Origin of the sequence: Thermocatellispora tengchongensis (assembly GCF_014202315.1) — a bacterium.
Classification (GTDB): domain Bacteria; phylum Actinomycetota; class Actinomycetes; order Streptosporangiales; family Streptosporangiaceae; genus Thermocatellispora; species Thermocatellispora tengchongensis.
The window spans coordinates 550,537-564,141 of the sequence record NZ_JACHGN010000004.1 but is presented as its reverse complement, the minus strand read 5'-3'; the positions used below and the strand labels follow the sequence as shown (position 1 = coordinate 564,141).

9 protein-coding genes are annotated in these 13,605 nt (G+C 66.6%); 5 read left to right on the top strand and 4 right to left on the bottom strand.

From position 1 onward, the window contains the following. Positions 1-159: 159 nt before the first annotated feature. Both HNP84_RS11870 and HNP84_RS11865 read left to right on the top strand, forming a co-directional pair. Positions 160-1,368 carry an NAD(P)-dependent malic enzyme gene (locus tag HNP84_RS11870; RefSeq protein ID WP_185049664.1) on the top strand — a complete coding sequence of 403 codons (1,209 nt, stop codon included), beginning with the start codon at positions 160-162 and terminating at the stop codon, positions 1,366-1,368. A 245-nt stretch (positions 1,369-1,613) separates the two neighbouring features. Next, a complete protein-coding gene (locus HNP84_RS11865; RefSeq protein WP_185049663.1) occupies positions 1,614-2,972 on the top strand; it encodes an NsdA family TPR-like regulatory protein in 1,359 nt (452 codons plus the stop codon). Between the two features lie 80 nt (positions 2,973-3,052). On the opposite strand, the gene HNP84_RS11860 is transcribed toward HNP84_RS11865, so the two are convergent. The 4 genes from HNP84_RS11860 to HNP84_RS11845 form a co-directional block, all read right to left on the bottom strand. Beyond that, positions 3,053-4,663 carry a trypsin-like serine peptidase gene (locus HNP84_RS11860; RefSeq protein ID WP_246518031.1) on the bottom strand — a complete coding sequence of 537 codons (1,611 nt, stop codon included), beginning with the start codon at positions 4,661-4,663 and terminating at the stop codon, positions 3,053-3,055. Between the two features lie 278 nt (positions 4,664-4,941). After that, positions 4,942-6,540, bottom strand: a complete 1,599-nt coding sequence (locus tag HNP84_RS11855; RefSeq protein ID WP_185049662.1) for a trypsin-like serine peptidase — start codon at positions 6,538-6,540, stop codon at positions 4,942-4,944. Between the two features lie 408 nt (positions 6,541-6,948). Next, a complete protein-coding gene (locus HNP84_RS11850) occupies positions 6,949-8,025 on the bottom strand; it encodes a trypsin-like serine peptidase (protein WP_185049661.1) in 1,077 nt (358 codons plus the stop codon). A 354-nt stretch (positions 8,026-8,379) separates the two neighbouring features. After that, the gene (locus tag HNP84_RS11845; RefSeq protein ID WP_185049660.1) at positions 8,380-9,948 is read right to left on the bottom strand and encodes a trypsin-like serine peptidase; all 1,569 of its coding nucleotides are present in this window, start codon (positions 9,946-9,948) and stop codon (positions 8,380-8,382) included. Between the two features lie 329 nt (positions 9,949-10,277). On the opposite strand from HNP84_RS11845, the gene HNP84_RS11840 reads away from it, so the two are divergent. The 3 genes from HNP84_RS11840 to HNP84_RS11830 all read left to right on the top strand — a co-directional run bounded on the left by HNP84_RS11840 (position 10,278) and on the right by HNP84_RS11830 (position 13,400). After that, the gene (locus tag HNP84_RS11840) at positions 10,278-10,850 is read left to right on the top strand and encodes an SSI family serine proteinase inhibitor (protein ID WP_185049659.1); all 573 of its coding nucleotides are present in this window, start codon (positions 10,278-10,280) and stop codon (positions 10,848-10,850) included. Between the two features lie 67 nt (positions 10,851-10,917). Beyond that, on the top strand, positions 10,918-11,964 hold the full coding sequence (locus tag HNP84_RS11835) for a DUF2293 domain-containing protein (RefSeq protein WP_185049658.1): 1,047 nt from the start codon (positions 10,918-10,920) through the stop codon (positions 11,962-11,964). Between the two features lie 920 nt (positions 11,965-12,884). Next, complete coding sequence (locus HNP84_RS11830) at positions 12,885-13,400, top strand: hypothetical protein (protein ID WP_185049657.1); 516 nt, start codon at positions 12,885-12,887, stop codon at positions 13,398-13,400. Positions 13,401-13,605 lie beyond the last annotated feature (205 nt).

Genomic DNA, 13,605 nt, shown 5'->3' with positions numbered 1-13,605 from the left:
ACACAGCGCGCGTGTGGCAGAATCCAGGGACGGGTGACCCCCGTACCCCCTCAAGAGACGACCGTCTGTGGCGAGGGGACCCTGGCGGCTACCGAAGCCGGGCCTTTTCGCCGTGCGGCGTCTACCGAAGGAACCGTCCGTCTGACTACAGGGGTCGCTGTGGCAGCCACGCCATCGTCCGTGCCGAAATCCGCTACCGCTTCGCTCGACAGCCTCGACCTCGATCCCGCGTTCGCGCTGCACCGCGGCGGGAAGCTGGAGGTCCGCTCCACCGTTCCGGTGCGCGACGCCGATGATCTGTCCCTCGCCTACACCCCGGGTGTGGCGCGGGTCTGCACGGCCATCGCCGACTCGCCGGAGCTGGTCAACGACTACACCTGGGTGTCCAACGTGGTCGCCGTGGTCTCCGACGGCACCGCCGTGCTCGGGCTGGGCGACATCGGCCCGGCCGCGGCGATGCCGGTCATGGAGGGCAAGGCGCTGCTGTTCAAGCAGTTCGCCAACGTGGACGCCGTCCCCATCTGCCTCGACTGCACCGACGTGGACGAGCTGGTGGAGACCGTCGTTCGGCTGGCGCCGTCGTTCGGCGGCATCAACCTGGAGGACATCAGCGCGCCGCGCTGCTTCGAGGTCGAGGACCGGCTGCGCGAGCGGCTGTCCATCCCGGTCTTCCACGACGACCAGCACGGCACCGCGATCGTGGTGCTCGCGGCGCTGCGGAACGCCGCCCGCCTCACCGGGCGCTCCCTGGGCGATTTGCGCGCGGTGGTGGCCGGCGCGGGCGCGTCGGGGGTGGCGGTCACCCGCATCCTGCTCAACGCGGGCATCGGCGACATCGCGGTGTCCGACTCCAAGGGCATGATCCACGGCGGGCGCGAGGACCTGAACCCGGTCAAGCGCGCCCTGGCCGCCGAGACCAACCGGTCCGGGTTCACCGGCTCCACCGAGGAGGCCCTGGCGGGCGCCGATGTGTTCATCGGCCTGTCGGGCTCCACGCTCACCCAGGAGGCGCTGGCGTCGATGGCCGGCGACGCCATCGTGTTCGCGCTGTCCAACCCCACGCCCGAGGTGCACCCCGACGCCGCGCGCGAGCACGCCAGGGTCGTGGCCACGGGCCGCTCCGACTTCCCCAACCAGATCAACAACGTGCTGGCGTTCCCCGGCGTCTTCCGCGGCGCCCTGGACGTCCGGGCCCGCACGATCACCGAGAACATGAAGGTCGCGGCGGCCGACGCGCTCGCGGCCGTGGTCGGTGACGACGTGCGCGAGGACTACGTGATCCCGAGCCCGTTCGACGAGCGGGTCGCCCCGGCGGTCATCGCCGCCGTGTCGGCCCAGGCGAGGCAGGACGGCGTGGCCCGGATCTGACCCGTAGCGCTCGTTTCGCCGCCCCTCGGCGTGATCTCACCAGATCTGCGCCGGGGGGCGGTGTGCTGTCCTGGCCCGCTGTGGATTGTTTGGTTACCCCCACTTTTCGGAACCCCAGAAATCAGCTACTAATAGTGCTATAACAAGAACTCTCCGTTACTGCGGCAGCGAGATCGCCGCGTGCGGATGTGTGCGGGGGAGGTGTCAGGGTAGGCGAGCGCCCGTCCTGACGGGGGAGGAGAGCGATGGAACGGCAGCCCAACCGGTTGCTCCAGCAACTCATCACCGAGTCAGGTTTCTCCCACAAGGGCCTGGCACGCCGGTTGAACGAGGTGGGGGCCGCCCGGGGGCTCGCCGGTCTCAGGTACGACCACAGCTCCGTGCTGCGCTGGATCGGTGGCCAGCGCCCACGGGACCCGGTTCCGGGTCTGATCGCAGAGATCCTCGCGCTGCGCCTCGGCCGCGCGGTCAGCGCCGAGGACATTGGTATGCCGACGGTCTCAACCCCTCTGGATCTCGGCCAGGAATTTCCGCACAACTGGGAAGATGGGGTGGCTACCGTGACCGCGTTATGGCGAGCGGACATGGAGAGGAGGCGGTTTCTCCTCGATTCCACGTACGCCATCGGGGCAGGCTCCGCCGGAGCCGTCAGATGGCTGACCCTGCCGCCCGAAGGCCGTCCGAGCGGGCAGGGCACGCGTACCGTCGGCAGCGCCGACATCGCGGCCATCCGCGAGGTGACCCGGTCCTTCGGCGAGCTCGACAACCGCTTCGGCGGCGGCCGGGTCCGCACGGCGGTGGTGAAGTACCTCGACACCGCCGTCACGCCGCTGCTGCGCGACGGCCTGTACGGCGAGGCCATCGGCCGCAAGCTGGCCGCCGCGACCGCCGAGCTGACTCGGCTGGCCGGCTGGATGGCCTACGACCTGGAGCACCACGGCCTGGCCCAGCGCTACCTGATCCAGGCGCTGCGCCTGGCCCGCGGCGCCGGCGACCACGGTCTGGGGGGCGAAATTCTGGCGGGTATGAGTCACCAGGCGACCTATATCGGCCAGCCCGCGCACGCTCTCGATCTGGCCCGCGCGGCCCAGCTCTCCGCTCGCTCCGCGGGCGTGCACAGCCTGCTGGCCGAGACGTACGTCCTGGAGGCCCACGCCCTGGCGGCGCTGGGCGAGCGCAAGGCGTGCGCCGAGGCGCTGCACCGGTCGGAGCTCGCCTTCGACCGGCGCCGCCCGCAGGACGAACCCGAATGGATCGCCTACTTCGACGAGGCGTACCTGTCGGCCAAGTTCGCCCACTGCTTCCGCGATCTCGGCGACGGCCGCCAGACCGTGCACCACGCGCGCCGCTCGCTGCGCATGGACGACCGCTACGTACGCGGGCGGATGTTCAACCTCAGCCTGCTCGCCGCGGGCCTGGTGCAGAGCGGCGAGGTCGAGGAGGCGTGCGCGGTCGCGGGCGAGGCCCTGAACCTCGCCGGCACCCTCAAGTCCGCCCGTACCCGCACCTACATGACCGATCTCCGCAAACGCCTCAGCCCGCACAGCGGCCACCCTGCCGTACGCGCGCTGAACGAGCGCACGCACGAACTCACTCCCGCCTGAGCCGCCTCTGAGACGGCCCCGAAACGACCGACGGGACCCGGCGTCCGCCCGCCGGGTCCCGCATCGGACGTACTGTCGTCCTACTTGAGCAACTCACCCTTGGGGCTGACGATCTTCGCGTTGAGCGTGCCCTGCGCCTGGTTGTAGACCCCGGCGGTCTCACCGTCGAAGTACGGCGAGCTGTTGTAGTCCACGCGGTCGTTGGCGTCCTGGTCGTGGAACAGGCTCGTCACACCGTTGACGTAGCCGAGACGCTTGCCGTTGTTGTACTTGATCAGCCACGGCGCACCATCGGCGCCACCGGTCATCGAGCACTTCAGCGCGATGTGGTTGGCCACCTTGTACGCGTCCACCGTGTACGTCTTCGCCGCGGTCTTGCCGTAGCACCACTTCGGCGTGAGCCCGGTGAACGGCTTGTCCCCGTCGGGGTGCGCGTCGGCCGGATACCCGAAGGCGTACACCTTCTGGCTCACCGGCTGGTTCCACGCGACCCCCTGGCCGCCGACTACGTCACCGAGCCGGCCCACGTCCTTGGCCAGGCCGATGAAGTAGTGGTCGCGGAAGTACAGCTCCTTGACGGAGGTCTTGACCCACTTCTTGATGTAGAACTGGCTCTTGTACCAGGCGATCTCGTTGCCGTTCTTGTCCTTGGTCGCGGTGAGCGTGCCCAGGAAGTTCCCGTCGGCCTTGGCCTTGGCCAGCTCCCGGTACTCCTCAAGGCTGATCGCGACGACGGCGCCGGACTTGCGCTCGAACTTGGCGTTGTTGTCCAAGCCCTTCGGCGCCTTGTTGTAGACGCCCTCGCTGACCTCGACCGCGGTCAGCTTCACGCCGTTGCGGCCGGTCGCGATGTACTCCTCGATGTGCTTGTCCGCGTCGGCGGGCTTGCCGACGGTCTGCACGTCCGGGTCGGAGAGCTTCTTCCAGTACGGGCCCTCGACGCCGTACTTGTCGAGCCCCTCGGCGTACTCCTTGGCGTCGATCGGCTCGGACTCGATCCACTTGCCGCCGGCCCACGCGTTGAACTCGCTCTTGACGACCTCCTTCTTGCCCGCGAACTGGACGCCGTTGTACACGGCGACGAACGCGTAGTCGCGGTCGAAGTCCTCGTACGTGGCCAGGTCGTAGTGGGTGAAGGCGGTCTGGCCGACGTAGATGCCCCAGGGGGCCTTGCCCTGGTAGTAGCCGGGGACGAAGACCCAGTTGCGCATGACGTCTTCGTTGCCGTCGATGTCGTAGACGCAGTGGCCGGCCGTGGCGACCAGGTTGCGGTAGCGAGCCTGGATGGAGGTGGCCGAGCACCAGCGGTACTCGCCCTTGCTGGTGACGAAGAAGACCTTGCCGATGGTCTTCGGCAGGTTGATGTTCTTCACCTTGGCCGCGGGGCCGCTCTGGCCGCCGATCGGGGCTACGGTGCCGGGCTTGCCGTCGGCCGCGTCGCCGCTGCCGCGTACCAGCTTGGTGACGTCCTTGGCGTCCCAGTTGTACTGGCTCGCCTTCTTCAGCGCCGCACCGTTGGCGTCGAGCCAGAAGTTCGCGACGGCGTACGCCTCGGGACGCTTGTTCGTCAGGGGGTCGCTGGACCAGTCGGGGGCGGCCTGAGCGGACCCCGCGAAGGACGCGCCGATCAGGCTACTGGTGACCAGGGCGCCGGCGAAGGGGAGGGCCAAGCGCTTTGCTGGGGTCTTCAAGGGGGAGCTCCTTGCGCTGTCGCGGACGCCTCATGCGTCCCACGCGTCAGAAAAGGGATGCTCAGGACCATACCGAGGTGATCCGCACGCTGAAAGGTCAACGATCAAAAAAGATCTACCGTTACGTGATCGTGACCGGCGGTCGGTAAACCTGGCACGGACCTGGGGTGACGTCGGGAAATCGCGCCAGAAAAGGCACAAGGCCCGGCCGAAGCCGGGCCTTGTGGTGAAGCTGTCGAGTCAGAGGTTTGGACCCTCGTCCTCGTCAATCCTCGGTCTTACTTGAGGATCTCGCCCTTGGGGCCGACGATCTTGCCGGACCACACGTTGGCGGCCTTGGCGTAGATCGCAGCGGTCTCACCGTCGAAGTAGGCGGAGGAGATCGCGTCGACGCGGCCGTTCTGGTCCTGGTCGCCGAACAGGCTGGTCACGCCGTTGACGTAGCCGAGACGCTTGTTGTTGTTGTACTTGATGAGCCACGGGCCACCGTCGGCGCCCCCGGTCATCGCGCACTTGATCGCAACGTGCTCCTCGACCTTGTACGCAGCGGCGGTGTAGACCTTGCCGCTCGGCTTGGCGCTGTAGCACCACTTCGGCGTGACACCGGTGTACGGCTTGTTGCCGTCCGCGTGGGGCGCGGCCGGGTAGCCGAACACGAAGACCGGCTGGCCGGTCTTCTGGTTCCAGGCGAAGCCCTGGCCACCGACGTTGTCGCCGAGACGGCCCTTGTCCGCCACGAACTGGATGAAGTACTGGTCGACGAAGTACAGCTCGACAACGCTGGTCTTGACCCACTTCTTCACGAAGAAGCGCTGGGCGTGCCAGGAGATCTCGTTGCCGTTCTTGTCCTTCTCGGCCCACACCTTGCCGAGGAACTTGCCGTCCGCCTTCTCGGCCAGGAGCTTCTTGTACTCCTCCTGGCTGATCGCGTAAGCCTCGGACAGACGCTCGAACTTGGCGTTGTTGTCCAGGCCGCTCGGAGCGGCGTTGTACACCGACTCGGTGACCTCAACGGAGGTGAGCTTCACACCGTTGATGCCCTCGGAGATGTACTTCTCGACGTTCTTGTCGGCGTCGGCCGGCTTGGCAACCGTCGCGACGTTGGGGTCGGACGGCTTCTTCCAGAAGGGACCGTACGGGCCGTACTTGTCGACGCCGGCCTCGTACTCCTCCTTGGTGATGGGCTTGGACTCGATGTACTTGTCGCCCTTGTACCCGTCGTACTCGCTCTTCGTCACCTGCTTCTCGCCGGCGATGGAGATGCCGTTGTAGACGGTGACGAACGCGTAGTCGCGGTCCCAGTCCTCGTAGTTGTCGAAGTCGTAGTGGGTGAAGGCCTGCTTACCCACGTAGACGCCCCAAGGAGCCTTGCCCTGGTAGTAGCCCGGGACGAAGACCCAGTGCTTGAGGACGTCACCGTTGCCAGCAACGTCGTAGACGCAGTGGCCAGCGGTCGCAACCAGGTTGCGGTACTTCGACTGGATCGAGGTGGCGGAGCACCAGTTCAGGTTGCCCTTGGTGTCGACGAAGAACACCTTGCCGATGGTCTTCGGCAGGTTGATGTTCTTGACCTTGGTCGGGGTGACCTTCTCCTGGCCGATCGGGGCGGTGAGGCCCGGCTTGCCGTCGGGGCTATAGCCGCCACCGGAGACCAGCTTCGTGACCTCCTTGGCGTCCCACTGGTACTCCTTCGCCTTCTTCAGCGCAGCGCCGTTGGCGTCGAGCCAGAACTTGGCGACGGAGTAGGCCGGAGCGCCCGCGCCCGCCAGCGGGTCGGTGCTCCAGTCGGGAGCGGCCTGAGCGGTGGTGGCCAGACCAGCAGCGAGCAGACCAGTGGCCAGAACGGCGCCACTGGCCGGGATGAGGATGCGCTTCAAGGTGACTCCTTGCGCTGTCGTGGAACGCCTCTTGCGTCCCATGCGTCAGTAAAGGGATAGCCAGAAACATACAGTGGCGATCTTGAGGATCGGAAGCTGATTCGGAGGGAAAGATCCACCCTCGGGCGCCGTGACCATTCCGTGATGTTTAAAGCGGGGTTGCGGGTGTGGCGGCATCGATCCAGATTGGCGCAGTTTCCGCAGATCACGTTTAGCGTGGTGTGGGTGTGACCGATGTGGTGTGAGTGTCACGATACGCTGCGTAACAGGCCCTATGTGACGCAGATCACATAGGTTCGATGGCACCGATCCGGGCCGAGCCACGTCTAACGCGCCCGAACGGCTGAGGCCCCGGCGAAACCGCCAGGGCCCCATAGAAGTACGTATCGGACGAACGTCGCAAAAGTCTTACGGGATGGCCACGCTCTGGGCGCGGTTGTAGATCACCTGGACGGCCGCGCCGAAGTAGGACGAGGAGATCTCGTCGTTCTTGCCGTCGGCCTTGCGGTTCCAGCTCAGGCTGTTGATGCCGTTCAGGAAGCCGAGCCTGGTCCCGCTGTTGTAGACGACCAGCCACGGGCCGCCGCTCGCGCCGGCGGTGAAGGCGCAGTTCTTGATCGCGATCCCGTTCTCGACCTGGTACGTCGGCGCGCTCACCTTGCGGGTGGTGCCGGCGCAGGTCTTCAGCTCGTGCCCGTTGTACGGCCGGCTGCCGTCGGGCTGCGGCCCCGCCGGGAACCCGAACGCCCTGGCCGCCACCGTGGCGCCGCGCCCGGCCGTGATGCCCTGCCCGCCCACGTTGTCCTGCAGCAGCCCGACGCTCACCTTCTTGTACGTCGTCTGCCCCTTGGCGTCCTTGACCGCCTCCCACCTGAAGCCCCGGTGGACGGCGATGAACGCGTAGTCGTAGTCGTAGTCGGCCAACCCCTGGAAGTCGCTGTGCATCGCCAGCGTGTGGCCGACGTAGATGCCGTCGGGCTGGGAGCCCGGCTTGTAGTTCGGCACGAACACCCAGTACTCGACCGGCTTGCCGGAGCGCACGTCGAAGGCGCAGTGGCCGGCGGTGGCCACCAGGCTGCGGTTCTGCGCCCGTACCGACGTGGCCGAGCACCAGTACTCCTTGCCGCCGGTTCGGAAGAACACCTTGCCGACCGTCTGCGGCGCCGAGCCGGTGCCGCCGCCCTTGGTGGGCAGCGCGGGCTGCACCGTCCAGGGCACCTTCCTCTTCGAGTCCTCAGCGGCCCGCACGGGCGTGAGCGAGGCGACCTGCCCCCCGGACGCCGGACGGCTGGAGGACGTCGCGGCCGGCTTGGGGTCGGCGGTCTTGGGCGTGGAGTCGTCGGCCTTGGCGAGGCGGTCGGGCTTCCAGTACTCCTCGACCGCGGCCACCTGGCTCGGCGTCGTCGCCAGCGGCACCGTCACCAGAGCCGCGGCGCCGGAGGCCGCGGCCGTCCCGGCTTGAGCACCCGTCGTGAACGCGGGCATAATGATCACACTCGCCGCGGTCGCGAGACCGCCGAGTGCGGCCACGATTCGCCGCGTTCGGGGGGACATCTGTGCCTGGCCTTTCCGCCATCATGTGCTGAGATAGGTGTTGTTTCGGCAGATTTTTCCAGATCGTCGAGACAGGCGGCATCTCGCTGGCCGGATCTGGTTCTGCTCTGTTACCTGATCGAGTGTGCCTGGAGGGGTATAAGGGCCGCATCAACCGGCACGCAACACCGGTTACCGCCTCCCTCTATACCGCATCGGAGTGACGGAGTTCACGTGAAGCCGCGCCCAGGGGACCCGGTAGAACCGGGCCCCCTGACCTGACATCACGCGTTCTTCCGGTCTCGCTCAGCCGCCGAGCTTGCCCGTCCAGAGGTTGGCCGCGTACTTGTAGATGCCGTAGGTGTCGCCGTCGAAGTACGGCGAGGTGATCCTGTCGTAGCGCTTGTTGCCGTCGGTGTCGAGCGTCAGGCTGACCACACCATTGATGTAACCGGTCCGCTTACTGCTCTTGTACTGCCAGATGAGCGGGCCGCCGCTGGCACCGGGAGTGAAGGCGCACTTGATCGCCATCTGCTCCTCGACCTTGTACTTCCCGACGGCCGGGGCCGGGTAGGTCTTGTTGTAGCACCACTTCATGGTCTGCCCGGTGTACGGCCTGTTGCCGTCGGGGTGGGACCCGGTCGGGTAGCCGAAGGCGAAGACCTTCTTGTACAGCTTCTGGTTCCACGCGAAGCCCTGGCCGCCGACGTTGTCGCCGAGGCGGCCGGCGTCGGAGAAGATCTTGATGAAGTAGCGCGTGTAGTAGTAGTGCTCCTTCACCGTGGTCTTGACCCACTTCTTGATGAAGAACTGGGTCTTGAACCAGGCGATCTCGTTGCCGTTGCCGTCCTTGGTCGCCTCAAGCTTGCCGAGGAACTTGCCGTCGCCCTTGAGCTTGAGAAGCTCCTTGTACTCTTCCTGGCTGATCGGCGTGCGCACCGTCTTGCGGACGTACTTCGCGTTGTTGTCCAGGCCGTCCGGGGCCGCCTTGTAGGTGCCCTCGGTGACCTCGACGGCCGACAGCTTGATGCCGTTGCGCCCGTCCTTGACGTACTCCTCAAGGTACTTGGCCGCGTCGGCCGGCTTGCCGACCGTCTCGACCGTCGGGCTGCTCAGTTCCTTCCAGTACGGGCCGTTGACGCCGTACTTGTCGATGCCCTTCGCGTACTCGTCGGCGGAGATCTCCTTGTCGACGGTGTACTTGAAGCCCTTGTGCTTGTCGTACTCGGACTTGACGACTTCCTTCTCGCCCGTCTGCTTGATCCCGTTGTAGACGTTGACGAAGGCGTAGTCCTTGTCGTAGTCCTCGTAGACGTCGAAGTCGTAGTGCGTGTGGACCTTCGCGCCGACGTAGATGCCCCACGGCGCCTTGCCCTGGTAGTAGCCGGGGATGAACACCCAGTTCGACACCGGCTTGTTCTTGTCGGTGTCGTACACGCAGTGGCCGGCGGTCACGACGAGGTTGCGGTACTTCGACTGGATCGAGGAGCCGGAGCACCAGTACGGCTTGCCGTCCACCTCGAAGAACACCTTACCGACCGTGGTGGGCAGGTTCACGTTCTTCGACTTGCCGGCGGACCGGGTGCCCTGGCCGGTGGGGGCGACCTCGCCGGGCTTGCCGTCGGCGGTCGCCTTGTCGGAGGAGGACTTCAGGTTGCCCGCCGCGGTGGAGTCCTCAAGGTAGTTCTTGGCGGACTTGAGCTTCTTCGTGTTCCAGTTTCCCGCGATGGACTTCGCCTCGGAACCGGACGCCAGCGTCTTGCTCTTCCGCTCTGGGGCGGCCTCGGCCGTCCCCGCCATCGAGGCGCCGATCACCGTTGAGGCGACGAGGGCGCCACCCAGCGGCAGGACCAGGCGCTTTGCTCGGGTTTTCATCTAGCTCCTTCTCAGACCGAGGCGTACGGCGGGGCCAGGTGAGGGTGTGAGGGCCGCACGGCCGTACGCACGTTGGTCATGAATCCACAAGCGCAGACCATGACCGCGTAAAGAGACAAGTCGAGACCGTACTCGCCTGATCTTGCGAGAAGCATCCCAAACATGGACAAAGGGCGAGACCGTTATCATTTCGTTATCAAATCCATGGAACCAAAATGGTGGTCCCGGCGTCGGATTTTGACCTTCGGGAGCGGCGTCGTTCCCGGTCAGAGCGGGATCGCGGGGGGAGGCTGGGGCCGGTACACGACGTAGGCGAAATCGGGGGATCGATGCGACGTCTCACTCGTCCGGCCATCCTCGGCCCGGCACTTCTCACCGGCATGACGCTGACCGCTGCGGCCCTGGCCGCCGCCCCGGCCAATGCGGCGTCGGCGCCATCGGCGCCGGCGGTCACCTCCATCCCGTTCCCGCCCGGCGAGGAGCCCGCCGGCTGGCCCCGGCCCCACAGGTGGTGGGAGACGCCCGCCCCCTGGTGGTCGGCCCCGCGTCCGGCTCCGGGCTGGCCGGTCCCGAACCACAACACCGTCCGCGGCACGCGGCAACTCGTGCTCACCATCACGCCCGGCAGGGATTCCCGCCGCCCGGGGCGCCAGGTCGTCCTGTCCTGCGCGCCGTTCTCGCCCGGCCACCCGAACGCCGTCGCGGCCTGCGCCGAGCTGTCCCGTTCCGGCGGCCTGCCGGGGGCCATGCGTACGCACTCCGGGCTGGTGTGCACCCACGAGTACAACCCCGTGACCGCCTCCGCCAGCGGCACCTGGGACGGCCGGTACATCCGCTACCAGCACACCTTCAGCAACATGTGCCGGATGCACGCCGCCACCGGCGCGGTCTACCGCTTCTAGAGAAAACGCCCCGGAGCCGGTCCCTGACCGGCTCCGGGCCGCCCTTCCCCCATGGCAAGCTAGGCGAATGACCCGCCCGAACCTTGCCAGAAGGGTCGCGGACGCGGCCGAGATCGCGCTCACCAACCGCAAGTACGTCACGATCATCGACGTCCTGACCGGCGTACGCTGGCTGCACAGCCGGCACGTCGACATCTGGCGCCAGGGCAGGGTCGCCTCCCTCGACGAGCTGACCGACGTGTCCGCCGACCGCCTGATCGACACCGCCGACCTGCTGCGCCGCTGGGCCGAGAGCAAGGGCCTGCGCCCGGTCGAGATCCCGTACGTCGCCGGCACCCGCGACCGCCGCGAGCTGCGCTTCACCGCCACCGGCGACGAGGCCGCCGAACGGGCCTTCCGCATCCAGTGGCTCTCGCCCGAGGTGAGCGAGACCCGGGCCCGCAAGCTGGCCGAGAAGGTCCCCGACCTGACGGTCGTGATCCCCGAACGCGAATGGACCTGCGCCACCTGCGGCGGCACCGGCCCGTACCTGATCATGGAAGACGACGCCCCGCACTGCCTGACCTGCACCGACCTGGACCACTTGGTCTTCCTCCCCGCGGGCAACGCCGCACTGAGCCGCCGCGCGAAAAAGGAAAGCGGTCTGTCCGCGGTGGTCGTCCAGTTCAACCGCCGCCGCAAGGTCTACCAGCGCCAGGGCATCCTGGTAGAGGAGCAGGCCCTGACCAGGGCCGAGGAACAGTGCCTCGCCGACGAGGACGCCAGAGCCCGCCGCCGCGAACGCGACCGCGAACGCCGCGCCACCCAAGACCTCGAATTCCAGGCCCGCATGGCCGCGGAGATCCGCCGCCTCTTCCCCGGCTGCCCACAGCCCCGAGCCGAGGCCATCGCCGCCCACGCCGCCGAACGCGGCAGCGGCCGCGTCGGCAGAACCGCCGCCGCCAAGGCCCTGGACGAGGAAGCCGTGACCCTGGCGGTCGTGGCCTCCATCCGCCACGAGGACACCGACTACGACGACCTGCTCATGTCCGGCGTCCCCAGAATGACAGCCCGAGAGCGAATCCGCCCCCAGCTCGACGCCAAGCTCACCGAATTCCGAGAGCACCCGAAATAACGGCCCACATCCAGCACGTCGTCATCGACCGCCCCACCCCGAAACGGCCGGCCGCTTTTCTGTTAATCACTCCTGGGCGGTGAGGTGAACCGACCCACCCGCGCTGGTCGCCCGAGCCGATCATGAGCCTAGGGAGCATGAGAAAGGGGTCCAGATGAGGTGCTCCGGGCCCCTGTGCTCCTCCCGGAGACCGTAAGGGCCTGACGCGCCGCCACCTCAAAAGTTGGCAGAGCTAGTACGACTCTCTCTTCTGCCTCTTACTCGACAAGGTCCCTTCCGGAATAGTCCTGCAAGACACCTTCTGCTCACTCGAAGTGCGCGACCAGACGTGGCTGCTGGTAACGCAGCGTCGTGACCGGCGTCGTTGCCTCCAATTCTGGTCGCTCCCTATTCGATCTATTTCCGCGCTCGGTCGCACACAGCCCGTGTCTGTGATCTATGCCACACTTGCACTGGTTGTCGGACAGAGTTACGTTTTGGGCGATTTTCCTGAGATCGCTTCGAGCCTCCGGTAGGCAGTGCGGTGCCTGAATGCCGGAGTAAGAGCGACGCAGGCGTTGTGTTCTGTGTTGTTGACCGGTGGTTCGGGGCGTGAGGGGCGTATGCGCGGGATGTCGCGTTGGTTTGGCGTGCCCAAAAGACGTTCCTGGCTCGCGTCGCTTGTCCTGGTCGCCGTCGCCCCGGGTCTTCTCTCGCTGACGGCCGAGCCGGTTGCGGCCGTCCCCACACCCATGGCCGCGGCACCGCCGGACACGCCGGACCAAATGGCCGGAGCGGCTGCCGGATTGCCGTCCCTGGTTGCCCCCGCCGCGACGACTACATCCGCCAGGGTGACCCTCCCCGAGCAACGAGCGGAGAGCCCGAAGGGCGCGCTACCCATTGAACGGGGACCAGGTGGTGTCCGTCCCTACACCAAGCCCGTGACGGGGTTGGACAAGCTGCCCTCCGGGGTGCGGCGGGCGGAGCAGAGCGATATCGCTGTTGCGTCTTCGCTGGTCGCCGCTGCGGAGTACTGCGGATCGTACGAGATATGGAGCCCAACCCGCTGGTACGGGGCCGGAACGCTGGTCGGATACAAGGGCCGAGTGTGGGAGCGCTTGACGTCGGGAAGCGGAGGGGAACCCGGCGTCAGTTTTATATGGACGGATCGCGGCGCCTGTCCTGCACCGCCACCGCCCTCCCTCGACCTGTCCAGCCTGAGCCCTAGAGGGGAACTGCTTCTTACGACCCTCACTCCCACGCTGACCGCGCAGGCCACGTCGGTGAGCGGGGCCGTACTCAACTACGAGTTCGATGTATGCCCGGCGCATATCCAGCAGGGACCGGAGTGCGTGTCCTCCGGGCAGTTGAGCAATGGCGTGAACAAGTGGAAGGTGCCGACAGGGGCATTGAAGTGGAGCGCCCAATACCAGTGGCGCGTTATCGTCACCGTCTGACCCACTTCCTAATCAAATGTCCAAGGCAACTGTCGATGCCTATGAGGATATCCGAGCGGGGCGTGGAGTTCCCGAGATTGACCCTAACACGGGAAAGCAGGGGATATTCGAAGGGCGGAAACCCCACGAAAAGCCCTGGACTGGCGCTAAAGAGTATCTGGTTCCGGGGGCAAAAGGTAATAAACACCGAATTCTAGAGAAGACG

Excerpts from the sequence above, each read along its gene's own strand:
- HNP84_RS11865 (WP_185049663.1), top strand. The coding sequence starts at position 1,614 with ATGGAACGGCAGCCCAACCGGTTGCTCCAGCAACTCATCACCGAGTCA.
- HNP84_RS11850 (WP_185049661.1), bottom strand. The coding sequence starts at position 8,025 with ATGCCCGCGTTCACGACGGGTGCTCAAGCCGGGACGGCCGCGGCCTCC.
- HNP84_RS11845 (WP_185049660.1), bottom strand. The coding sequence starts at position 9,948 with ATGAAAACCCGAGCAAAGCGCCTGGTCCTGCCGCTGGGTGGCGCCCTC.
- HNP84_RS11840 (WP_185049659.1), top strand. The coding sequence starts at position 10,278 with ATGCGACGTCTCACTCGTCCGGCCATCCTCGGCCCGGCACTTCTCACC.
- HNP84_RS11835 (WP_185049658.1), top strand. The coding sequence starts at position 10,918 with ATGACCCGCCCGAACCTTGCCAGAAGGGTCGCGGACGCGGCCGAGATC.